The 21,932-nt window shown below is 69.0% G+C and carries 23 protein-coding genes; 9 read left to right on the top strand and 14 right to left on the bottom strand.

Annotated elements, in window-relative coordinates; translation table 11 throughout:
• Positions 1 to 12: 12 nt before the first annotated feature.
• The 3 genes from CA234_RS24325 to CA234_RS10065 are packed head-to-tail and all read left to right on the top strand — an operon-like array spanning position 13 to position 909.
• Positions 13 to 174 carry a hypothetical protein gene (locus CA234_RS24325; RefSeq protein WP_164521768.1) on the top strand — a complete coding sequence of 54 codons (162 nt, stop codon included), beginning with the start codon at positions 13 to 15 and terminating at the stop codon, positions 172 to 174.
• Positions 175 to 528 carry a histidine kinase dimerization/phospho-acceptor domain-containing protein gene (locus CA234_RS10070; protein WP_126001608.1) on the top strand — a complete coding sequence of 118 codons (354 nt, stop codon included), beginning with the start codon at positions 175 to 177 and terminating at the stop codon, positions 526 to 528. It abuts the gene before it with no gap.
• Between the two features lie 9 nt (positions 529 to 537).
• Positions 538 to 909: an ATP-binding protein gene (locus CA234_RS10065; protein ID WP_164521767.1), complete on the top strand. Its 372-nt coding sequence runs from the start codon at positions 538 to 540 to the stop codon at positions 907 to 909.
• A gap of 13 nt (positions 910 to 922) precedes the next feature.
• On the opposite strand, the gene treF is transcribed toward CA234_RS10065, so the two are convergent.
• The 6 genes from treF to CA234_RS10035 all read right to left on the bottom strand — a co-directional run bounded on the left by treF (position 923) and on the right by CA234_RS10035 (position 8,413).
• Entirely contained in the window at positions 923 to 2,494 is a 1,572-nt protein-coding gene (gene treF, locus CA234_RS10060; protein ID WP_125977317.1) for an alpha,alpha-trehalase TreF, read from the bottom strand.
• 73 nt (positions 2,495 to 2,567) lie between these two features.
• Entirely contained in the window at positions 2,568 to 5,255 is a 2,688-nt protein-coding gene (locus CA234_RS10055) for a TonB-dependent receptor (protein WP_126001607.1), read from the bottom strand.
• 107 nt (positions 5,256 to 5,362) lie between these two features.
• Positions 5,363 to 6,352: a FecR domain-containing protein gene (locus CA234_RS10050; protein ID WP_125977319.1), complete on the bottom strand. Its 990-nt coding sequence runs from the start codon at positions 6,350 to 6,352 to the stop codon at positions 5,363 to 5,365.
• Positions 6,342 to 6,884, bottom strand: a complete 543-nt coding sequence (locus tag CA234_RS10045) for an RNA polymerase sigma factor (RefSeq protein ID WP_164521766.1) — start codon at positions 6,882 to 6,884, stop codon at positions 6,342 to 6,344. The genes CA234_RS10050 and CA234_RS10045 overlap by 11 nt, the downstream gene beginning before the upstream one ends.
• Positions 6,885 to 7,178: 294 nt before the next feature.
• Positions 7,179 to 7,730 (bottom strand): sugar O-acetyltransferase, encoded by a 552-nt coding sequence (locus CA234_RS10040; protein ID WP_125977320.1) that lies wholly within the window; start codon positions 7,728 to 7,730, stop codon positions 7,179 to 7,181.
• A 2-nt stretch (positions 7,731 to 7,732) separates the two neighbouring features.
• Positions 7,733 to 8,413 (bottom strand): DUF1349 domain-containing protein, encoded by a 681-nt coding sequence (locus CA234_RS10035; protein WP_126001606.1) that lies wholly within the window; start codon positions 8,411 to 8,413, stop codon positions 7,733 to 7,735.
• Between the two features lie 99 nt (positions 8,414 to 8,512).
• On the opposite strand from CA234_RS10035, the gene CA234_RS10030 reads away from it, so the two are divergent.
• Positions 8,513 to 9,073: a TetR family transcriptional regulator gene (locus CA234_RS10030; protein ID WP_126001605.1), complete on the top strand. Its 561-nt coding sequence runs from the start codon at positions 8,513 to 8,515 to the stop codon at positions 9,071 to 9,073.
• Positions 9,074 to 9,079: 6 nt separating this feature from the next.
• Here the strand turns inward: CA234_RS10030 and asd are convergent, their stop codons facing one another.
• On the bottom strand, positions 9,080 to 9,931 hold the full coding sequence (gene asd / locus CA234_RS10025; RefSeq protein ID WP_126001604.1) for an archaetidylserine decarboxylase: 852 nt from the start codon (positions 9,929 to 9,931) through the stop codon (positions 9,080 to 9,082).
• Between the two features lie 138 nt (positions 9,932 to 10,069).
• Between asd and CA234_RS10020 the strand changes: the two genes are divergently transcribed.
• The 4 genes from CA234_RS10020 to CA234_RS10005 all read left to right on the top strand — a co-directional run bounded on the left by CA234_RS10020 (position 10,070) and on the right by CA234_RS10005 (position 14,914).
• Positions 10,070 to 12,340 carry a S9 family peptidase gene (locus CA234_RS10020; protein ID WP_126001603.1) on the top strand — a complete coding sequence of 757 codons (2,271 nt, stop codon included), beginning with the start codon at positions 10,070 to 10,072 and terminating at the stop codon, positions 12,338 to 12,340.
• Between the two features lie 203 nt (positions 12,341 to 12,543).
• On the top strand, positions 12,544 to 13,131 hold the full coding sequence (locus CA234_RS10015; protein ID WP_125977325.1) for a pseudouridine synthase: 588 nt from the start codon (positions 12,544 to 12,546) through the stop codon (positions 13,129 to 13,131).
• A 226-nt stretch (positions 13,132 to 13,357) separates the two neighbouring features.
• Positions 13,358 to 14,194, top strand: a complete 837-nt coding sequence (gene rlmJ, locus CA234_RS10010) for a 23S rRNA (adenine(2030)-N(6))-methyltransferase RlmJ (RefSeq protein ID WP_125977326.1) — start codon at positions 13,358 to 13,360, stop codon at positions 14,192 to 14,194.
• Between the two features lie 192 nt (positions 14,195 to 14,386).
• Positions 14,387 to 14,914, top strand: coding sequence for an AAA family ATPase (locus CA234_RS10005; protein WP_125977327.1), 528 nt, complete (start codon positions 14,387 to 14,389; stop codon positions 14,912 to 14,914).
• 37 nt (positions 14,915 to 14,951) lie between these two features.
• On the opposite strand, the gene CA234_RS10000 is transcribed toward CA234_RS10005, so the two are convergent.
• The 7 genes from CA234_RS10000 to CA234_RS09970 form a co-directional block, all read right to left on the bottom strand.
• The gene (locus CA234_RS10000; protein WP_164521765.1) at positions 14,952 to 15,173 is read right to left on the bottom strand and encodes a hypothetical protein; all 222 of its coding nucleotides are present in this window, start codon (positions 15,171 to 15,173) and stop codon (positions 14,952 to 14,954) included.
• Between the two features lie 89 nt (positions 15,174 to 15,262).
• On the bottom strand, positions 15,263 to 15,880 hold the full coding sequence (locus tag CA234_RS09995) for a response regulator transcription factor (protein WP_125977329.1): 618 nt from the start codon (positions 15,878 to 15,880) through the stop codon (positions 15,263 to 15,265).
• Positions 15,877 to 17,646 (bottom strand): PAS domain S-box protein, encoded by a 1,770-nt coding sequence (locus CA234_RS09990; protein WP_126001602.1) that lies wholly within the window; start codon positions 17,644 to 17,646, stop codon positions 15,877 to 15,879. Before CA234_RS09990 ends, CA234_RS09995 begins: the two co-directional genes overlap by 4 nt.
• A complete protein-coding gene (locus tag CA234_RS09985) occupies positions 17,643 to 18,005 on the bottom strand; it encodes a response regulator (RefSeq protein ID WP_126001601.1) in 363 nt (120 codons plus the stop codon). Before CA234_RS09985 ends, CA234_RS09990 begins: the two co-directional genes overlap by 4 nt.
• A 60-nt stretch (positions 18,006 to 18,065) precedes the next feature.
• On the bottom strand, positions 18,066 to 18,806 hold the full coding sequence (locus tag CA234_RS09980; RefSeq protein ID WP_241213430.1) for a sulfite oxidase-like oxidoreductase: 741 nt from the start codon (positions 18,804 to 18,806) through the stop codon (positions 18,066 to 18,068).
• 13 nt (positions 18,807 to 18,819) lie between these two features.
• Positions 18,820 to 20,196 (bottom strand): FAD-containing oxidoreductase, encoded by a 1,377-nt coding sequence (locus CA234_RS09975; protein ID WP_126001600.1) that lies wholly within the window; start codon positions 20,194 to 20,196, stop codon positions 18,820 to 18,822.
• A complete protein-coding gene (locus tag CA234_RS09970; protein ID WP_126001599.1) occupies positions 20,193 to 20,654 on the bottom strand; it encodes a DUF4126 domain-containing protein in 462 nt (153 codons plus the stop codon). The genes CA234_RS09975 and CA234_RS09970 overlap by 4 nt, the downstream gene beginning before the upstream one ends.
• A gap of 164 nt (positions 20,655 to 20,818) precedes the next feature.
• Here CA234_RS09970 and CA234_RS09965 point away from each other — a divergent pair, with 164 nt between their 5' ends.
• Positions 20,819 to 21,931 (top strand): S-(hydroxymethyl)glutathione dehydrogenase/class III alcohol dehydrogenase, encoded by a 1,113-nt coding sequence (locus CA234_RS09965; protein WP_125977333.1) that lies wholly within the window; start codon positions 20,819 to 20,821, stop codon positions 21,929 to 21,931.
• The last annotated feature ends 1 nt before the right edge of the window (position 21,932 follow it).

Here is a 21,932-nt window from a genome sequence, read left to right as displayed (position 1 = left end):
GCCGACCAGCTGGTGGAATCGCTTCGGGGGCGCGGCGAGCCCGATGCGTATTTCCGCACCCAGCTGGCGTTGCAGGTACCCGGCGGTACCTTGCCCGTCCACTATACCAGCTGGTGCGAGGACGCCGATCCGGCCGGGCAGATCACCTTCGGCCTGCTCGACCGCAGCGACTAGGTGGCGGCGGAGGAAGCGCTGACCCGCCAGCGCGCGCAGAGGGCGCATGCCGACCGCCTCGCCACCCTCGGCGTGATGACCGCGACGATCGCGCATGAGGTGCGCCAGCCGCTCAGCGTCATCCTCGCCTCGGCCCAGGCGGCGCAGCGCTGGTTGCGGCGCCCCGAACCCAACCTCGCGCAGATCGAGCAGTGCCTCGACAGGATCGTCCTCGGCGGTGCCAAGGCCGAGGAAACCGTCGCCCGGCTGCGCGGCCTGGCGGCCAGCCGATCCGAAACCCGCGGTCGCTGCGCGCTCCGCCCGCTGATCGAGGAAACCGCCGACCTCCTGCGCCCCGAACTCGCCAGCCGCTAGGCGACGCTGGTGCTCGACATCGCTGGCGGCCTGCCGCCGGTGCCTGCCGACGGGGTGCAGTTGCGCCAGGTGCTGATCAACCTGCTGATCAACGCCGCCCAAGCCATGGCCGACGCGCAATGCTGGAACCGCGCGCTGAAGCTGCGGGCGCGGGCCGATGGCGGGTTCGTCCAGATCGACGTCGAGGACAGCGGGCCGGGCATTGCCGCGACCGATCGCGACCGGCTGTTCGAAGGGTTCTACACCACCAGGGCGAGCGGGCTCGGCCTCGGGCTCAAGATCTGCCGCCAGATCGTCGAGGACCATGGCGGCACGATCGACCATGTCCCGCGCCCAAGCGGCGGCTCGATCTTCCGCATCCGCCTGCCGATCGACGCCTGACGCGGAGGGCGCCTCAGCGTCCCGCTGCCAGATCCGGATAGCGTTCGAGCAGCGCGCTGGTCACGCCGTTGGTCCAGCCGAAGCCGTCCTGCAGCGGATATTCGCCGCCGCCGCCGGGCACCTGCTCCTCGACGTCATATTTCTCGAGCATCTTTCCCGTGGCGCGATAGGCGCGGTCGACCGTCGCCAGCCAGCGCGCGGCAATGTCCTTCGCCAGATCGCGCTGGCCATAGCCGGCGAGCCCGTCGATCGCGACCCATTGCAGCGGCGCCCAGCCATTGGGAGTATCCCATTGCTGCCCGGTGCGGTTGCCGGTGGTGCGCAGGCCGCCGGGGGCGACCAGCTTGGCGCGCACGGCCGTGGCGACGGCGCTCGCCTGCTCGGCGCTCGCCGCGCCGACGAACAGCGGGAACAATGTCGCGGCCGACAGCACCGGCGTCGTGCGCTGCTGACGCCAGTCGTAATCGGCGTAGCGCTGCTCGGCGCCAAGCCAGAGATAGGTGTCGATCGCCTTGCGCCGCTGGGCGGCGCGGCGGGTGAAATCGGCCGCGCAGTCGGCATCGGCGAGCGTCGCGCAGCGCTGCGCGATCCCGCGCTCCATCGCCCAGAGCAGGCTGTTGAGGTCGACCGGCACGATGTCGGTCGTGTGCACGGTCGCCAGCGTCTTCCCGTCGGCCAGCCAGCGCGAGCTATAGTCCCAGCCGCTTTCCGCACCCGCCCGCAGATCGCGATAGACGGCGGTGAGCGGGCGGCCCGCCGCGACCTTGCCGGTGTTCACGTCCTCGCGATAGCTTTCGTCGCGCGGCGCCTCGCGCGCGTCCCAATAGCGGTTGAGCAGGCTGCCATCGGCCATCCGCACGACATGCTCGCACGCCGCCTGCGCCGCCGTGATGCAGCCCGCCCCGCGCATCCAATAGCCATATTCGCTGCGTAATGCCGCGAGGCGGGTGCGCAGCACCGCCGGATCGCGCGCGTCCGACAGGTCGAGCATCAGGGCGAAGAAGGGCGGCTGCGAGCGGCTGAGATAATAGCTGCGGGTGCCGTTGGGGATATGGCCGTAGCGCTGGATAAGGCTGACGAAGTCGTCGAGCATGTGCTCGACCATCGCCTGCTGGCCATCGACCTTGAGGCCCAGCATGGTGAAATAGCTGTCCCAGTAATAGATTTCGCGGAAACGCCCGCCGGGGACGACATAGGGCGCCGGCAGCGACAGCGCCGAGTTGCCCGGCTCGGGCGTCAGCGCCGGGCGCGACAGCACCGGCCACAGCGCCTGGACGTGCGCGCGCAGGCCGAGCTTCTCCTGCGGCACCGGCGCGCCGTTGCCCGGCGCCGGCAGCGTGAAATGCGCCTCGACGAACGCTTTCAGCGCCTCGCGCGTCTTCGGCTTCGCCTTGCGATAGGCCGCCAGGATCGCCGCCGGATCCTCCTTGGGCACCGCATCGACGAAGGTCTTCCCGTCCGGGAATACCTGCGCCATCTGCACCGCATCGAACAGCGGGCCGAACAGCTGGGCGGGGCTCTGCGGCTCGGGGTCGGTCGCGGCGACGCACAGCAGGGCGGCGAGCGAGAGCAGGCGGCGGATCATCGGGTCATCCTCATCGGGCGCACAACGCACGAGGCCGGTCGAGCGCTGCGCCCGGCCGGCCCCTCGAGGGTGTTCAGAAGTGGTAGGAAGCGCTGAACAGCGCCGACCGGCCGAGAATCGGCCGCGCGAGGATCACCCCGCTGCCCTGCGATCCGATCGTGCGCGGATTGCCCTCGGTCAGCCCGATCGTGTTGGTGATGTTGTCGACCGAGGCCTGGAGCGTGATCCGCTTGGTGATGTCCACGGTCAGCCCCGCGTCCCATTTGTAATAGTTGGGCAGCAGCTGCGCGTTCTGCACGTCGGAGAAGCGGTCGCCGATATAGGTGACCGAGGTGAACAAAGTCGCCTTGCTCTCGGAGCCGAACTCCACCGAATAGGCCGGCGAGACGCGCCACTGCCACTTGGGCTGGCGCTGCACGCGATTACCGGTCAGGTTGGTCGCGCCGTTATCGGTGAAAAAGTTGCGATACTTGCTGTCGAGATAGGTACCCGAAAAGCCGATGGTGAAGTTGCGCACCGGCCGCAGCTCGCCCTCCAGCTCGACGCCGGTCGCGCGGGCGCCGCCGATCGAGGCGATCGGCGCGCCGCTGGTGATCACCGTGGTGGCGAGGCCGTTGAAGTCGTTGTGGAACACGGTGAGATAGGCGCTCGCCAGATCGGTCGAGACCTTCAGCCCGCCCTCATAGGTATCGACCCGCGGCGCCACGGTGATGCCGTCGCGGAGGTTGTCGAAGAAGGGGAAGCTGTTGCCGCGGCTGTAGCGCAGGAACAGCCCGATCGCGCGGGTGAAGTCGTAGTTGGCGCCCGCCGTCCATGACCATTTCTCGCCGCGATAGCGGATCGTCGAGAAGGTGCCGTTCAGCACCGCATCGCTGTTGTCGTACAGCGTGTTCGGATTGCCATCGAGGCCGCCCGCCGGCGCGGTGCCGTTATTCTCCAGCGTGCCGTCGACCGAGTGGTGCTGGTAGCGCAGGCCGGCATCGAGGCGGAGCTGGTCGTTCACCTGCAGCTCGTCCACCGCATAGACCGCCGCGTCCTTGCCGTCATAATCGGCGTTGACGTTGAAGGTGGAGCCGCTGCTGAACCCGTTCCGCGTCACGATGCGACCATCGGCCAACGTGAGGTTCAGGCGGCGCGCATTGGGCTCGGCGGTGAGCAGCTGGCTATTGCCGAGGTTCCACAGGTCGCGCGAGGAATAGGCCGCGTAATAGACGCCCGCCGTGAAGCTGTTGCCGCCCTTCTTCCATTCGAGCGCGAGATCGTTGGAGAAGTTCTCGATGCGCTTCTGCACGCGCCACAGCCCGGCCTCGACGACCTGGGTGGTGCCGGGGACCGCCTGGCCGCCATTGACGAAGCTCAGGCTGCCGATCGTGCCGCCCCTGCTCGCCGCATAGGCCGAGGCGCTCTGCGGCGGGGTGCCGCCGGGGACGAGGCCGGTGGTGTCGGCATCACCCTTGAGCCAGCTCAGGCGGTCGCGCAGCTTGAAGCCGTCGCCCAGCCGATATTCGAAATTGCCGCCCAGGTTGACGACATCGGCTCCGCGCCCGTCGGCCAGATCGACCCGGGTGCCGTCGTTGAGCACGCCCAGCCGGGTCTCGCCGCCCGCCAGCGTGCCGCTGCCGGCATCGAAATTGCCGTACTGGCTGATCTTCTTGCCGTTCTGCACCACCGGGATCGGCAGCAGCCACTGGCCGCGATCGTTGAGATAGCGGCCGAACACCAGCACCGAGCCATTGTCGAAATCATGCCGGACATTGGCGGTGATCTGCCCGCCCTTCTCGGCGGTGAAGCGCGGATTGCGCACGCCGTTGCCCGCCGAATAATAGCCGCCGACCATATAGGTCGTGCTCGCTCCGAGCGGCCCGGAGAGATAGCCGTCGGCGCGCACGTCGCCATAGCTGGCGACGCCGAGCTTGAGCAGATTGTCCGGCGTCGCGCCGCCCTCGCGCTGGACGAAGTTGATCGTCAGGCCCGGCTGGCCGGAGGAAAACAGCGCCCCGGTGCCGCCGCGCACCGCTTCAACCCGCTTGAGGGTCGAGTCGATGCGGATCAGCTGCGAGTTTTCGAGGAAGGAAAGCGTCGGCGGCGAGAAGATCGGCACGCCTTCGGACTGGATCGTCACAAATTCGGCGTCGCCGCCCGAAGGATAGCCGCGCACGAAGATATTGGCGCCGTTCTTGCCGCCCGAACTCTCCACGCTGATTCCGGGGACGACGCGGAGCACTTCGGCGGTGCTGGCCGGTGCCAGCCGTTCGATCGCGGCATCGTTGATCGTGGTGACGGCGAAGGACGCATCCTGGCGGCGGGTGCCCGCGCCGGCGGTGCCGGTCACGACGATTTCGGGGTCGTTGGCAGCGGCCTCCTGCTGCGGGTCCGCCGCGGCGACCTGCGTTTGCCTGGCCCGCGCGGCGGGTGCAGCCGCCGCTCCCTCGGTGCCGCCGCCCTCGACAACGAAGGTACCGCTGGCGGTGGTGCGATAGCGCAGGCCGCTGCCGGCGAGCAGCATCGCCAGCGCGCGGTCGACACCGTAGCGGCCGCGCAGTTCGGGTGCGCGCTTGCCGCGGACGAGGTCGGGGGCGAACAGGATCTGGCGGCCGCTCTGGCGGGCGAATTCGGTGAGCGCGGCGCCGAGGTCGCGGCTGCCGATCGCCAGGCTGACGGTGGCTTCGGCCACCGGCGCGGCGAGCGCGGGTGTGAGGGCGCAGGCGGCGACGCCGGCGAGCGCCAGGCTGCGGACGAGCGTGGAAAGGGTGCAGGGCATCAGGATCCTCCCAAAATCGGTTCACGAGGCGCCGTCTGGTGCAGCGCTTCTACCCGCCATGACGCAGCCGATCCGAAAACCCGAACCTGCCCCCGCGAAAAAAATCTTCAGCGGCGGCTGGAAAGCTCGATCGTGCCGTCGCTGCGCGTCACTGCCTGCACGGGGAAGCTGGTTTCCAGCGCCTCGGCGAAGGTCGCGCTTTCGCCGGTGCGGAAGGCGCCGCTGATCCGCAGCGCGGCCGCACGACCATCCTTCACCACCAGCGGATGCGGGGCATAGCGGTTGAGTTCGGCCACGGCCTCGGCGAGGGGCGTGTCGGCGAACACCACCAGCCCTTCGCGCCACGCTTCGAGCTGGCGGGCATCGCCGCCGTGGCGGAGCGTCATGCGGTCGCCGCGCGCGACCAGCAGGTCGTTGGGCACCATCGCGACGGTACCGACGGTGACCTTGCCTTCGACGAGCAGCACGGTGGTCCGATCGGCATCGAGCCGGACATCGAAGGCGGTGCCGTGCGCGATCACATCATGCGCACCGGCGGTGACGCGGAACGGCCGCGGCTGGCCCTTGGCGACCTCGAACCAGGCCTGGCCGCGCTCCAGGATAAGGTGGCGCTCGGTCGGGGTGTAGGCGACGCGCACCGACGTCGCGGTGTTGAGCGTCAGCCGCGAGCCGTCGTCGAGCATCATCGACAGCCGCTGGCCCACCCCGGTGCTGAACAGTCTGGTCTGTGCGACTTCGGTGCCGGCGGGGCCGCGATGCTCGGCGGCATACCAGCCGGCCAACGGCAGCGCGACCAGCGCCAGTGCGGCGAGCGCCGCGCCCGCCTTTTGCTTGCGGGCCGCCGATCGCGCACGATGCACCGCGACGCGGGTCGCGGTCGCCTGCCGGAGTGCCAGCAGCTCGGGATGTGCGGCGAGGGAACGGGCGCAGTCGTGCGTCGCCTCGATCCGGGCGAAAGCCTCGGCATGGGCAGGGTCTGCCATACGCCAGCGCTCGAACGCCTCGGGTGGCGCGGCGTCGGGGTCGCGCGCCAGCCGCTCGTGCCAGCGCGCCGCCTCGGTCGCGATCGTCGTCGTGGCGGTCCCGTCAGTCTTCACGCCACGCCTCCAGTGCCGTGGTCACGTGCGCCATCGCACGCGCCACATGTTTCTCCGTCGCCCGGGTCGAGATGCCGACCAGCGGGGCGATATCGGCGATCTTCAGCCCTTCGAGCACGCGCAGCACGAAGATGTCGCGCGTGCGCTCGGGCAGCTCCAGCAGGGCATCGCGGAGCCGGATCACCGCTTCCCTACCCTCCAAGACGCGCTGAGCGGTAAAATCCGAACCGGGATGCGTCTCGTCGTCCCAGCTTTCGTGAACGGCGTCGCCCCGCGCCGCCTCGCGACGCGCGCGATCCTTCAGGGCATTGGCGGCGGTGACGAACAGGAAGCGATCGGGCTGGTCGATAATGCCCGGATCGGGCATCCGGCTGAGCTTGAGGAACACGTCCTGCACCAGATCGGGCACGTCGTCGCGGATGGCGACGCGACGCTCGAAGAAGCGCGCCAGCGGCCGCGCATAACGGCGTGCGAGCTGGTCCAGCAACGCGCCGCGTTCGCCCTGTCCTCCCCGCTTCCTGTCCGGCCGCATCGTTTCGTGCTCCCTGGCACGCGCTTGTGCGCGCCCGCGACCGGCGAGGCAAGCGTCGCGATCGAGGTGCGCGGGCGGCCCCGCCTGCGCCGGATCGGCGCATCCCGGAATGGTGCAATCCCCACACGGGATGACAGGAGCCGAGCGCCAGCGGAGCAGCCGGTCCGCCTGGACCAGCGCCGTGATGCCTGGATGTGAACGCCACGACGAGCAGCGCGGCGGACCCGCGCAGCCCGTCGAACAGTTCGAAAAGGGCCTTCCCGCCGCTGGTGACGTCCGGCCCGACCGCGCTGCTCAAGCCTCGATCGGTCGCGCGGGATTGCCGACGACGGTGGCGCCCGGCGCGACGTCGCGCGTGACCACGGCACCGGCGCCGACGATCGCGTCATCGCCCACCGTCACGCCCGGAAGGATCAGCGCGCCGCCGCCGATCCAGACATTGGCGCCGACGCGGATCGGCCGTCCGGATTCCAGCCCCTGCGCGCGCAGCGCCGGGTCGCGCGGGTGATCGGCGGTGAGGATCTGCACCCCCGGCCCGATCTGCGTGCCTGCGCCGATCTCCACGCGCACCACGTCGAGGATCACGCAGCCGAAGTTGAGGAACACGCGGGTCCCCAGATGGATGTTGCTGCCATAGTCGCAGTGGAAGGGCGGGCGCACGACCACGCCCTCCCCCACCTGCCCCAGCCCCTCGACGAGCAGCGCATGGCGATCGGCCGCGCTCCAGGCGAGCGAGGCGTTGTAGCGCGCCATCCACGCGGCTGCGCGCGCAGCATCGGCGGCGATCTCGGGATCGTCGGCGGTGTAGAGCGCGCCGGCGAGCATCCGCTCTTTCTGCGAGGCCATGCTCAACTCAGATCGTGCAGATCTTTGCCGAGGGGCGCGGTGATGCTGAGATCGGAGAAGCGCACCTCCAGCCCCGCGCGCTCGGGCGTGCAGGCCATCGGACCGACCTGATAGGACGCCGCGACCGGGAACGGCGCCAGCCGCACCAGCGGCCAGGTCTTGCCGTCGGCCGAGACCTGGAGCCGCAGCACCCCTTTGGCCACCGTCGCGCGCATCCAGAAATCGGCGGCGTCGCCCGCATAGGGGCCGGTCGACCAGTCCGAGCGACCATCGGTCAGCACGCTGCTCAGCATCGCGCGGCCGTCGGAGAGCTCGATCCCGGCCTTCACCCAGCGCCGCGCGTCGACCCGCACCATGATGCCGGCCTGGTCATACAATTTCTCGTAGCGGCCGCGGATGCGCAGCTGGGCGGTGAAGGCGTCGCCGGTCGGGAACCCCAGGAAATGGCCGCTGTCGCGGGTGAAGCCGTAGTGCGTCTCGCGCCAGAAGTCGGTGCTGCGATCGGTGACCAGCGTCAGGTCGCCGCCGGCATCCGCGTTCCACGTGCGCGGCGCGTTCAGCCAGCGCCCGTCCTTCCGGCCCAGCGCCGCCGTCTCAGCTGCCGTCGCGCGTGCGATCGACGGCACGCCCAGCGCCACCGCGCCTCCGAGCACCGTGCGGCGCGACCAGTGCGCTTCGTCCATCTTCCTTCTCCTCCGATCTTCGCTACGGCAGAACGCAAGTGCCAGCCATGGCGCGATGTGTACATTTGTACATAATTGAAATGCAACGGAGTTTTTGGCGTGTCCGAGGCACAGACCAGGCGGAACGATCCCGAACGGCGGCACCGCATCATCACCGCGACGCTGGAGGTGATCGCCGAGCACGGCGTGCCCAATACCACCCACCGCCGCATCGCCGCGGCCGCCGGGGTGCCGCTGGGATCGGTCACCTATTATTTCGCCTCGCTGGAGACGCTGCTGACCGAGGCCTTCCTCCAGCTCGCCGAGGAGTCTTCCGACGCCTTCCGCGCCCGCATGGCCGCAGCGCGCGACCGCGACGCGGCCTGCGAGGCGATCGTCGACATCATCGCCGGGTCCCTATGGGCCGAACCGCGCACGCTGCTGCTCAGCTACGAGCTCTACGCCTTCGCAGCGCGCCACCCGGCGGTGTCGGCGGTGATGCGGCGCTGGATGGACAACAGCCGCGCCGCGCTGGAGCGTTTCTTCGATCCGCTGACCGCGCGCGCGCTGGATGCGCTGGTCGAGGGCATCGGCATCCACAACTCGATCGATTCCGACCCGCTCGATCGCGACGCGATCCGCGACATCGTCCAGCGGCTGACGGCCCCCGGTCGGGGCTGAGGCGCCTCAGGCCGGGCGATCGCCCATGCGCTCGCCGAGCCGTACCGGGCGTTCCGGGCTCCAGCTTTCCTCGAAGGCGATCGTGCCCGGGCGGAACAGCATCACCACGGTCGAGCCGAGCAGGAAACGGCCCATCTCCGCGCCTTGCGCCAGCACGATGTCCTGGCCGTCATAGCGCCATTCGCTGGGCTTGCCGGTTCGCCTGGCGTTGACGACGCCGTGCCACACCGTCGCCATGCTGCCGACGATCGTCGCGCCCACCAGCACCATCGCGAAGGTCCCGTGCTCCGGGCTTTCGAACACGCACACCACCCGCTCGTTGCGCGCGAACAGGTCCGGCACCCCGCGCGCGGTCACCGGGTTGACCGAGAACAGGCTGCCCGGCACGTGGATCATCCGCGTCAGTCTGCCGGCGCACGGCATGTGGATCCGGTGATAGTCGCGCGGCGAGAGATACAGGTTGGCGAAGCTGCCGTGCCGGAACCCGGCCGCCAGCCCGGCATCGCCGCCGAGCAGCGCGGTGGTGGTGAAGCGGTGCCCCTTGGCCTGGACGATGTGATGATCGTCGATCGCCCCCAGCTGGCTGATCGCGCCGTCCACCGGGCTGACGAAATCGGCGCTTGCGATCGGACGGGCGCCGTCGCGCAGCGGCCGCGTGAAGAAGTCGTTGAAGCTCGCATAGCCGGCGACCTCCGGTTCGGCAGCCTCGGCCATGTCCACGCCATAATGCGCGACGAACCGGCGGATCAGCCAGCGGGTCGCGGCCCCGCCCCGCGCCCGGGCGACGCGCCCGGCCAGAAGAGTCAGCCGCTGCTTCGGCAGCGCATGTTGCAACAGGACGGCAAGGCGTTCGGACATCGGGGACTTTCGAGCTTCGGAGCGTCGCTGTAGCAGCCGATCGCCTCGCATGGCGAGCGGCAGGCCCATAGAAAACCGTATACGATTCCTTCCGCCACCGTTACCGTAGTGGCTTCTTGGATTCGAACGGACCGATCGATGCGCGCCTCCCTGCTGCTTGCCGCCCTGCTTGCGACCACGCCGCTGATCGCCCAGGCCCCGGCCATTGCCCAGCAGGCGGGCGAAGCCGCGCCCGCCCCCGTCAAGCTCACCGTGGACTCGATCTTCGGCCGCGGTGCGGTGCGCAGCGAAGGGCTGCGCGACAGCCGGTGGGGCGAGGATGGCGAGAGCTATCTCGCGCTGGAGGACGCGCCCAAGGGCGGCCAGGACATCGTCCGCTACCGCATCCAGGACGGCGCGCGCACCGTCGTGGTTCCCGCGAGCGCGCTGGTCCCCCAGGGCGCGGACAAGCCGCTGGCGATCGACGGCTATAACTGGTCGCCCGATCACCGGCTGCTGCTGATCCAGACCAACAGCCGCCCCTTCCGGCGCACCAACGCGCTTGCCGACCATTGGCTCTACGACACCACTACCGGGGCGCTGCGCAAGATCGGCGGCGATGCGGCGGCCTCCAGCGTGCTCTATGCCAGCTTCTCGCCCGACAGCCACCGGATCGCCTATGTCCATCGCAACAACCTCTATGTCGAGCCGGCCGAGGGCGGCGCGCCCGTCCAGCTGACCCGCGACGGCGACGACTATGTCGTCAACGGCCTCGCCGACTGGGTGTATGAGGAGGAATTCTCGCTCCACCGCGCCTTTGCGTGGAGCCCGGATTCGAAGCGCATCGCCTTCTGGCGCTTCGACACGCGCGGCGTCGGCACCTTCTTCATGATCAAGAACACCGCCGGCCAATATTCGCAGCCGATCCCGCTGCAATATCCCAAGGCGGGCACGACCAACTCGGCGGTGACCGTCGGCACGGTCGATGTCGCCGACGGCCGCACCCGCTGGTTCGAGCTGGAGGGCGATCCGCGCCAGAATTACGTGCCGCAGCTGAGCTGGGCGGGCGGCGCCGACGCAGTGTTCCTCCAGCAGTCAAACCGGCTGCAGAACACCTACAAGGTGCTGCTCGGCGATCCCGCGACCGGCGCGGTGAAGCCAATCATGGTCGAGCACGATGCCGCCTGGGTGGAGGCCAATGCCGCCCCCGAATGGCTGAAGGGCGGCCGCAGCTTCACCTGGCTGTCCGAGCGCGACGGCTGGCGGCACCTCTACACGATCGACCGCGCCACCGGCCGCGCCACCCTGCGCACGCCGGGCAGGTTCGACGTGATCGACCTGCTCAGGGTCGACGAGAAGGCGGGCTATGCCTGGTTCATCGCCTCGCCGGACAATCCGACCCAGCGCTATCTCTACCGCACCACCCTGTCGGGCGCACCCAAGGTGGAGCGGCTGACCCCGGCCGGCCAGCCGGGCACGCACAGCTACGACATCGCACCGGGCGCGCACTGGGCGCTGCACACGGTGTCGCGCTTCGATGCCCCGCCGGTCACCGACATGCTGGACCTGACCCGGCAGACGCCGCTGCGCACGCTGGTGACCAACAAGCCGCTCGCCAGGCGCATTGCCGATACCGGCCTCGCCCCCACCAAGTTCTTTCGCGTCGACATCGGCGGCGGCACGCAGCTCGACGGCTGGCTGATCAAGCCCGCCGGTTTCGATCCCGCGAAGCGCTATCCCATCCTGTTCTACGTCTATGGCGAGCCCTGGGGCCAGACGGTTGCAGACCATTGGCAGGGATCGCAGGGGCTGTGGCACCGGATGCTCGCGCAATCGGGCTATCTGGTCGCCAGCATCGACCCGCGCGGCACCGCCAGCCCGCGGGGCCGCGACTGGCGCAAGAGCATCTACCGCCAGGTCGGCATCCAGGCCTCCGCCGACTATGCCGCCGCGGTGCGCAAGCTGCTGGCGGACCGTCCCTATATCGATCCGGCGCGGATCGGCATCTGGGGCTGGAGCGGCGGCGGCGCGATGACGCAGAACGCATTGTTCCGCTATCCCGAGCTGTACAAGACCGGAATCGCGATCGCCGGGCCCACCGACATGCGGCTGTACGATACCGTGTACCAGGAACGCTACATGGGCCTGCCCGAGGATAACGCGGACGGCTACAGAAACGGCTCGCCGATCACCTTCGCCGACCGGCTGCAGGGCAATCTGCTGCTGATCCACGGCACCGGCGACGACAATGTCCATTATCAGAACCAGGAGCAGCTGGCGGATCGCCTGATCCGGGCCAACCGCCAGTTCACGATGATGGCCTATCCGGATCGCACTCACGGCATCTACGAGGGCGAGAATACCACCATCCACCTCTACACGCTGATGACGCGCTACCTCGAGACCAACCTGCCGCCCGGCGGACGCTGATCCGGCTGCGGGCACCAACCGCCGCTCTGCACGAAGGCGGGCAAATCAGGGGCTTGGCAGCCACGCCACCGGGTGGGGCGAACCCCATCCGCGCCACGCCCCGCGCGGCACCGCCGCCCCCTCCCGCCGAAAGCGATCCGCGGGCAGGTTGCGGCTGCCATGCGCCAGGCGACACGGCCGCTACCGGGCGCTATGAGCGCAGAATGCCCCGGCTGCTATTGTTCAACAAACCGTTCGGCGTCCTGTCGCAATTCACCGACCGCGGATCGCCAACGCTTCGGTCGACATTGTCCGATTTCATCGCGGTAAAGGGCGTCTATCCCGCGGGTCGGCTCGACCGGGACTCCGAGGGCCTGCTGCTGTTGTGCGACGATGGGCAACTGCAGGCACGCATCGCCGATCCCCGCTTCAAGATGCCCAAGACCTACCTCGTGCAGGTCGAAGGGGATCCGCAGGCACCGGCGCTGGAATGCTTGCAGCAGGGCGTCCGGCTCAAGGACGGCATGACCCTGCCGGCCGAGATCGCCCGGATCGACCCGCCGGACCTGTGGCTGCGCGACCCGCCGATCCGCCAGCGCAAGTCGGTCCCCGACAGCTGGCTGAAAATCACCATCCGCGAAGGGCGCAACCGCCAGGTGCGTCGAATGACCGCGGCGGTGGGCCTGCCCACCCTGCGGCTGGTCCGCTGGTCGATCGGCGACTGGTCTGTCGCCGGGATTGCGCCGGGGCAGTTCGAGGAGGTCTCCACCGCAGTCGCGGGCGCGGGCAGCCGCGGCACGCGGGAGTTGTGACGCAGCCTGGCCGACGCGGGTGAGCCGGCAGGCGGGGTCGCAAACCATCGCCATCCCCGCTGCCGGTTGCCGTGAACCGCGAAAGCTGGTTTGAGGTATCGCGCAGAGGGACGCGAGGTCGCCGGCCCGGCGTACCCGCGCTGCGCATCGGTGCTTCCATCGCCCCTCGACGGGCTGCTCGCCCACTAGCGCGTACAAGGGCAAATCGGCAGGGTTCTGGGTCTCAATGAATTATCGCCACTCCTTCCATGCCGGCAACAGTGCCGATGTCGTGAAGCACAGCCTGCTGATCGCCCTTGTCCGGGCGCTGCAGCAAAAGCAGGGTGCGTTGACCCTGATCGACACCCATGCCGGCTGCGGGCTCTACGACCTCGGCGGCGAACAGGCCCAACGCACCGGCGAGGCCGCCCAGGGCGTGCACCGCGCCTTTGCCGACGCGAACCCCTTGCTCGACGACTATCGCGCCGCCGTACGGGCGGTGAATGTCGGGGCAGAGCCGCGCCTCTATCCCGGTTCGCCGCAGTTCCTCGCCCAGTTGCTGCGCGCGCAGGACCTGCTGATCCTGAATGAAAAGCATCCCGAGGACGCCATCGCCCTGCGCGGCGCGATGCGCGGGTCGCCTGCCGCCGTGCATGAACGCGACGCCTACGAGCTGTGGCTCGCATTGCTTCCGACCCGAACGGCGCGCGGCGTGGTGGTGGTCGATCCGCCGTACGAGCAGACGGACGAGCGCGAGCGCATCACCGCCACCCTCGCCGCGGCGCATCGCAAATGGGCGCACGGCGTGACGGTGATCTGGTATCCGCTGAAAGACCGCGCGACGCACCAGCGCTGGAAGACCAAGTTGCGTGCGCTCGGCATCCCGAAGTTCCTGTCGGTGGAGCATTGGCTGTATGATGCCGACCAGCCCGGCATCTACAACGGCGCGGGCCTTTTCATCGTCAATCCGCCCTACGCCTTCACCCAGACGCTGTCGCCGCTGCTGGAGGCCCTTCGCGCCGCACTGGCGCCGGACGGGCATCGGGGCGAGATCACTGCGGACTGGCTGGGGAATGCAGCATGAGCGCCGGTCCGGATCCCGTCGAGCAGGCCCGTTGATGCCCCCTGCATCGGCCGCCCCGGCGACCGGGAACTGACTCTCCGCACCCGCGACGTGGAGAGGTGCTCAGGCGGAAAATGCCGTAAACGGGCGTCGCGCTGCGGGATCGACAGACGGAGCGCCGAACATGCCATCGACAGCACAGGACCCTCCGCGATGACGCTCGATCAACTCGGCCCGCGCCTCTGCATCTTGGGGCCGTCGAACAGCGGGAAGTCCACGCTGGCCGTCGCCATCGCTAGCGCGCGCGGGCTGGCGCCGATCCATCTCGATCAGCTCCACCATCGTCCCCACACGGATTGGGTTCCCCGCCCCGCCGACGACTTCGCCGCCCTGCACGACGCGGCGATTCGGGGCGACAGCTGGGTGATCGAGGGCAATTATACCAGGCTGCTGCCGCAACGCCTGGCGCGGGCGACCGGCGTGCTGCTGCTCGACGTGCCGACCTCGGTCAGCCTCTATCGGTATGTCCGGCGCTGCTGGTTCGAGCGCGAGCGGCACGGCGCGCTCGCCGGCGGGCGGGACAGCGTGAAATGGGCGATGCTCCACCACATCCTCGTCGCCACCCGCGCCAATCGGGCGCGCTATCGACGGATGTTCGAAGACATCGCCTTGCCCAAGGCCATGCTGGCCTCGCCCCGGGCGATCACCGACTTCTACCGACGAAACGATCTGCGCCGGTAAGCGCGCGCCCTGAACGATGGCCCTTCGCCAATCCTCTTCACGCGAACAGCGACAGCGTCCCGCTCTCCAGCGCTTCGGGGATGGTCAGCCGATCGCCGTGGCTGACATCGTGGGTGGTGGGCTGCGGCACCAGGTTCCACGGCGTCACCACCGCGTCGCACCAGGCGGTGAACAGACCCGACGACCAGGACCGCAGGCTCTCTTCCACTTCCGGCAGCACCGCTGCCATGGCGTTCGGTTCGCAGTGCATCGTCATCATTCCGCTCCTCAGCGTGCGTGATTCCGTGTTCTTCCCGAGTCCGTCGACCCTAACACGACCGCGCCAAAGATGCACGACTGTGCAATCGTTTAACCTGCGCCCATGCCCGCCGCGAAGGCGATTCTGAGCGCTTCGGACAGGCTCTTCGCGCCCAGCTTCGCCATCACGTTTGCGCGGTGCACTTCCACGGTGCGCGCCGAGATGCCGAGATCATAGGCGATGGTCTTGTTCGGATAGCCCTGCGCCAGCCCCTCCAGCACCTCGCGCTCGCGCACGGTCAGCGCACCAAGCAGCGTTTCGGCATCCGCCGCGCGCGCCTTGACGTCCTCGGCGGCTTCCAGCCGCTCGAAGCCGCGGTTGATCGCATCGATCAGCGCGCGGCTCTCCATCGGCTTTTCGAGGAAATCGACCGCCCCCGCCTTCATCGCCTTCACCGCCAGCGAGACGTCGCCATGGCCCGTGAGCACGATCACCGGCAGCGCGATGCCGCGCGCGTGGAGTTCCTGCTGCACCTCCAGCCCGTCCATCTCGGGCATGCGCACGTCGAGCAGCACGCAGCCGGGCTCGACATGGCGCGCCTCCTTGAGGAACGCGACGCCCGAGGGCCAGGTCTGCACCGCGAAGCCCGAGGTCTTGAGCATGAAGCTGGCGGAGCGGCGGACGCCATCCTCGTCGTCGACGATATGGACGAGGCGCTTGTCGGTCACGGAAGATTCCCTTCTTCTACATGGACGAGGGTGAAGTGGAAGCAGCTGCCGCCGCCCTCGCGCGGCTCCAGCCAGATGCGGCCGCCATTGGCCTCGACGATGGTGCGGCAGATCGAGAGGCCGAGGCCCATGCCGTCCACCTTGGTGCTGTGAAAGGCGCGGAACAGGTCCTCGGCGACTTCGGCGGCGACCCCGGGCCCGGTATCCGCCACCGTCACCCGCACGAATCCTGGCATCTCCAACCGGCTGGAGATGGTCAGCCGCCGCTCGGATACTTCCGCCATCGCCTCGATCGCGTTGCGCATCAGGTTGATCAGCACCTGCTGGATCTGGATGCGGTCGACCAGCACCGGCCCGGCGGCGGGATCGAACAGGAACTCCGCGACGACGCCCTTCTCGCGCGCGCCGATCAGCGCCAGCTTGCAGGCCTCGTCGACCAGATCGGGGATGTGCTCGACGCTCTTCTCCACCTCGCCGCGCGCAACGAATTCGCGCAGTCGCCGGACGATCGTACCGGCCCGCAGCGCCTCCTGCGCGGTATCGTCGAGCGCCTCGCGGATCATCGGCAGGTCTTGCGCGTCGCCCGCGTCGAGCAGGTTCAATACGCCGCGCACATAGTTCACCACCGCGGTGATCGGCTGGTTGAGCTCGTGCGCCAGCGTCGACGCCATGGTGCCCATCGCGCTCACCCGCGCGGCGTGGATCAGGCCGGAACGCAGTTCCTCGATCCGCTGCTCGGCGCGCTGCTTGTCGCTCAAATCGCGGATGAAGCCGGTGAAGACCCGCTCGCCCTCGGTCATCGCCTCGCCGACCGACAGCTCGATCGGGAAGGTCGATCCGTCGCGCCGCCGACCGGTGACGGTGCGGCCGGTGCCGATGATCCGGCGCTCGCCGGTTTCCAGATAGCGGCGGATATAGCCGTCGTGCCGCGCCCCGTCCCCTACCGGCATCAGCAGGCTGACGTTGGCGCCGACCACCTCGTCCTCGGCATAGCCGAACATCCGCTCGGCGGCGGCGCTGAACGAGACGATGTTGCCGCGCTCGTCGATGATCACCATCGCGTCGAGCACCGTCGCCAGGATCGAGCGGAGATGGTTGGCGGCGGCGGTGGCCTGGCGCTCGCTGGCGCGCTGCTCGGTGATGTCGCGGATCACCTTGCCGAAGCCGCGCAACCGCCCGTCGGGGCCGCGCAACGGGGTGATCAGCACCTGGGCGAGGAACTCGCTGCCGTCCTTGCGCAGGCGCCAGTCCTCTTCCTCCAGCTTGCCGTCGCGCAGCGCCGCGTCGAGATCGGCGCGCGGCTTGCCCGCCGCCACCGCCGAGGCCGGGTAGAACAGACCCATGTCGCGGCCGAGCACCTCGTCCTCGCGCCAGCCCTTCAGCCGCTCCGCGCCCTCGTTCCAGAAGGAGACGCGCCCCCTGGGATCGACGGTGTAGATCGCATAGCCGACCGCGCCGTCGATCAGCAGGTTGAGCTCCGCGGCCAGTTCGTCGGCACGATCGGCCCGCCTCCGCGCATCGGCCTCTTCGGCGCGGAGGCGGCGGCGCAGCGCGCGGCTGTAGGATGCGAGCAGCAGGATCGCCGCGGCCCAGGCGAACAGCACGCCGACCAGCACATAGCGCTCGCCGCGCGAGACGAGCGGCGCCAGCGCCAGCCCGGAGACGAGCAGGAGCAGCGTCGCCATCGCCTCGGGGATGCGCCGCCGCAGCCGGTCGCCCAGCGTCACAGGCGCCGGCATGTCGAACTGCGGCAGCGGGAAGTTCATCGGGCGAGCGCGCCGAGCAGCTCCAGTCGGCCGACCGGCTTCTTCACCACATGCGCGAACCCGGCGGCACGGGCTTCGTCATCGAGATCGGCGTGGCTCTGCCCGATCAGGATCGCCCGCCCCTTCCAGCCGCGCAGGGCCAGCTGCCGAAGCAGGTGGATGGCATCGCCGTCGGACAGCTCGCGCGCGATCAGCAGCGTGCGGATCTGGTCGAGCGTCGCTTCCGCCATCGCCGCGGCGGCGGAAGCGAAGGCGCGCACCTCCATCCCGCAGCCTTGGAGCAGCAATTGCAGCGCGCGGCGCGACTCGTCCTGCGAATCGACCAGCAGCACGCGCTCGCGCGGGGCGCGGCTCGGCATGGGGACGCCTTCCTTCATGCGCGCACCTCGCGCGGTACAAGGAGGGAAGAAGGGCAGACGCTAGAACGCATGCCGCCAAAATATGTGGCCCGCATCTGCAGCGTCATGCGGATAGCTACGTATTGGCGCTCGGGTGTTTGTTGGTCGCCTTCCGGCTCGGTGCGAATAGCGTTCCTCGGCCCAGGGATCGCCGCGCAGGTGATAGCCGTTCACTTCCCAGAAGCCCGGCCGGTCGCGCCCGATCACCTCGATGCGCGCGATCCACTTGGCGCTCTTCCAGAAATAGAGATGCGGCACCACCAGCCGCGCCGGGCCGCCATGGTCGCGGTGAAGCGGCTTGCCCTCCCAGCGATGTGCGATCAACGCGTCGGGCGCGGCGAAATCGGCAAGCAGCAGGTTTGTGGTATAGCCGTCATAGCCGTGGAGCATCACCGCCTCGGCCTCGTCGCGCGGCTCGACCATGGCGAGCAGCCGCTGGGTGGCGACGCCCGCCCAGCGATTGTCGTAGCGCGACCAGCTGGTGACGCAGTGGATGTCACTCACCCGCTCGTCGGTGGCCAGCGCCTCGAAGGCGGGCCAGTCGAGCGTCAGCGGCCGGGCGACCATGCCGTCGATGGTGAGCCGCCAGCGCTCGGGCCGCACCTCGGGCTGGCGGCCGAGATCGAGCACCGGCCAGTTGGTGACGAGATGCTGGCCGGGCGGCAGCCGCTCGGCTTCGGGCCGCGACGTGCGGCCGGTGAGGAACTTGCCCGCCTCGGCCCAGGCGCGCTTCGAGCGGGTGAGCTTGCTGTCCTCGTCCATCGGGGCTCCCTCATCAGGCCGGCTTCCGCTCGCCGGCGATGGTCGGCAATAGCTCGGACACGGTCGGGTGGATATGCATCGCGTGCGCCAGGTCCGTGGCTGTCCCCTGCTTCACCATCAGGTCGAGCACGCCGTGGATCGCCTCGTCGCCGCTGGTGCCGAGGATCGCGCCGCCGAGGATGCGGCCGCTGTCCGCATCGGTGACGAGCTTCATGAAGCCGAGCGATTCGTCCTTCTCCACCGCGCGGCCCACCCGGGTCATCGGCCGCTTGCCGACCTCGATGCGGTGGCCGGACTTCTTCGCTTCCGCCTCGCCCATGCCGACGCGGCCGAGCGGCGGATCGATATAGAGTGCATAGGCGGGAATGCGGTCGGTAACCTTGCGGTCGGCACCGTCGAGAAGATTGTCGGCGACGATCTCGAAATCGTTATAGGCCGTGTGGGTGAAGGCGCCGCGGCCGTTGCAGTCGCCCATCGCCCAGATGTGCGCGACATTGGTGCGGAGATAGTCGTCGACCTGGACATAGCCGCGTGCGTCGGTCTGCACCCCGGCCGCGTCCAGCCCGAGATCGTCCGTATTGGGGGTCCGGCCGACCGCCAACAGCACATGGCTGCCGAGCACTTCGGGGCTGCCCTCCTCGCAATCGACGCCGACCAGCACGTCCTGGCCCTGCGCCGCGAAGCGGATGCACTCCGCCCCGGTGCGGATCGCGATGCCTTCGGCTTCCAGGATGTCGCGCACCGCGTCGGAGATTTCGGGATCCTCGCGGCCGATCAGCTTGGGGCCCTTCTCAACGATGGTGACCTCGGCACCGAAGCGGCGGAACATCTGGCCGAACTCCAGCCCGATATAGCTGCCGCCGACCACCACCAGGTGGCGCGGCACCGCATCGAGCTTGAGTATGGTGCTGTTGGTGAGGAACGGCACCTCCTCCACCCCCGGCATGTCGGGCACCAGCGCCCGGCCACCGACGTTGAGGAAGATTCGGTCTGCCTCCAGAACCTCTTCGCCCACCCGCACCCGATGCGGCGCTTCGAACGTCGCATGGCCGAAGAACAGGGTGCAATGCGCCATCCCGTCGATCCAGCTCCGGAGCGACGCGCGCGAGTCGGCGGAGATCTTGTCGGACCGAGCGCGGACCTTCGCGAAGTCGACGCCCACCTCTCCGCCGATCGTCACGCCGAAGTCTGCGGCCCGCCGCGCCATGTGTGCGGCGTAGGCGCTGGCCACCAGCGTCTTGGTGGGCTTGCAGCCGGTGTTGACGCAGGTGCCGCCAAGCAGGTGCCGCTCGACCAGGGCCACGGACATGCCCGCATCGCTCAGCCGGCCGGCGAGCGGCGTCCCCGCCTGTCCCGCGCCGATGACGATCGCGTCGAACCTGCGGCTCACAGCGATGCCACGGCGAACGCGCCGATACCGATCGCCGTCAGATCTTCGATCAGCGCGGCCGGCAGATCGGTACCGAACGCCCGGGATAGCGCCATCCGCGCCGCATGGCCGCCGAAGGTGCCGATCACCGCGCCCGCCACGCCGGCGGCGAGGCACAGGGGGAGCGAACTCGCCGCCAGCCCGATCGCCGCACCGCACAGCGCGCCCGACAGCAGCCGACCGATGAAGCCAGGCGGCGCCTTTCGGCTCGGCGTGGTCGGCAGCTTGTCCGCGATGTATTCACCGATTGCGAGCAGCGTGAAGATCCACGGGGTACCCCACCAGCCCAGCCAGCCGAGCCAGGTCCCGCCGAGCGGCAGCCAGCCGGCATAGGCAGCCCAGGATATCGCCATCGGCGCGGTCATCGACCGCATGCCGGAAGTGACTCCAATCAGCAGCGCAAGAACGAGGGGCGGCATCGGCAGGTCTCCCATTAGCAGGCGGATGGAACGCCTTTCCGCGCATCCGCGCAACTGCACTTCCGTATGCCCCCGCCGCCAACGAAACGCACCGCCACGGGTTGCAAGCCGCCACCGATTGACCGATCAGGCGCCCCAACCAAGCCCTACAGGAGAACCCGGCCATGAAGACCCGCGCCGCCGTCGCCTTCGAAGCGAAGAAGCCGCTGGAGATCGTCGAACTCGATCTGGAAGGCCCCAAGGCGGGCGAAGTGCTGGTCGAGATCATGGCCACCGGCCTGTGCCACACCGATGCCTACACGCTGGACGGCCTCGATTCGGAAGGCCTGTTCCCCTCGGTGCTCGGCCATGAAGGCGCCGGCATCGTCCGCGAGGTGGGCGCCGGCGTCGCCAGCGTGAAGCCCGGCGATCACGTGATCCCGCTCTACACGCCCGAATGCCGCCAGTGTAAGTCGTGCCTCTCGGGCAAGACCAACCTGTGCACCGCGATCCGCGCCACCCAGGGCAAGGGGCTGATGCCCGACGGCACCACCCGCTTCAGCTACAAGGGCCAGCCGATCTTCCATTACATGGGCTGCTCGACCTTCTCGAACTTCACCGTGCTGCCCGAGATCGCCGTGGCGAAGATCCGCGAGGACGCGCCCTTCCAGACCAGCTGCTATATCGGCTGCGGCGTCACCACCGGCGTCGGCGCGGTGGTCAACACCGCCAAGGTGCAGGTGGGCGAGACGGTCGTAGTGTTCGGCCTGGGCGGGATCGGCCTCAACGTGATCCAGGGTGCCCGGCTGGCGGGTGCGGGCCAGATCATCGGCATCGACGTCAACCCGGACCGCGAGGCATGGGGCCGCAAGTTCGGCATGACCCATTTCCTCAACACGCGTGGCATGTCGCGCGAGCAGATCGTCGCCAAGGTGGTCGAGCTGACCGACGGCGGCGCCGACTATAGCTTCGACGCGACCGGCAACACCGAGGTGATGCGCACCGCGCTCGAATGCTGCCATCGCGGCTGGGGCGAATCTATCATCATCGGCGTCGCCGAGGCGGGCAAGGAGATCAGCACCCGCCCGTTCCAGCTGGTCACCGGCCGCGTCTGGAAGGGCACCGCGTTCGGCGGCGCCAAGGGCCGGACCGACGTGCCGAAGATCGTCGACTGGTACATGAACGGCAAGATCGCCATCGACCCGATGATCACCCATGTCCTGACGCTGGAAGAGATCAACAAGGGCTTCGACCTGATGCATGCGGGCGAGAGCATCCGCAGCGTCGTCGTCTACTGAG

The organism is Sphingomonas sp. ABOLE, assembly GCF_003950455.1.
Lineage (GTDB): Bacteria > Pseudomonadota > Alphaproteobacteria > Sphingomonadales > Sphingomonadaceae > Sphingomonas > Sphingomonas trueperi.
The sequence above is the reverse complement of the archived record's forward strand: the minus strand, read 5'-3'. Positions and strand labels throughout refer to the sequence as shown.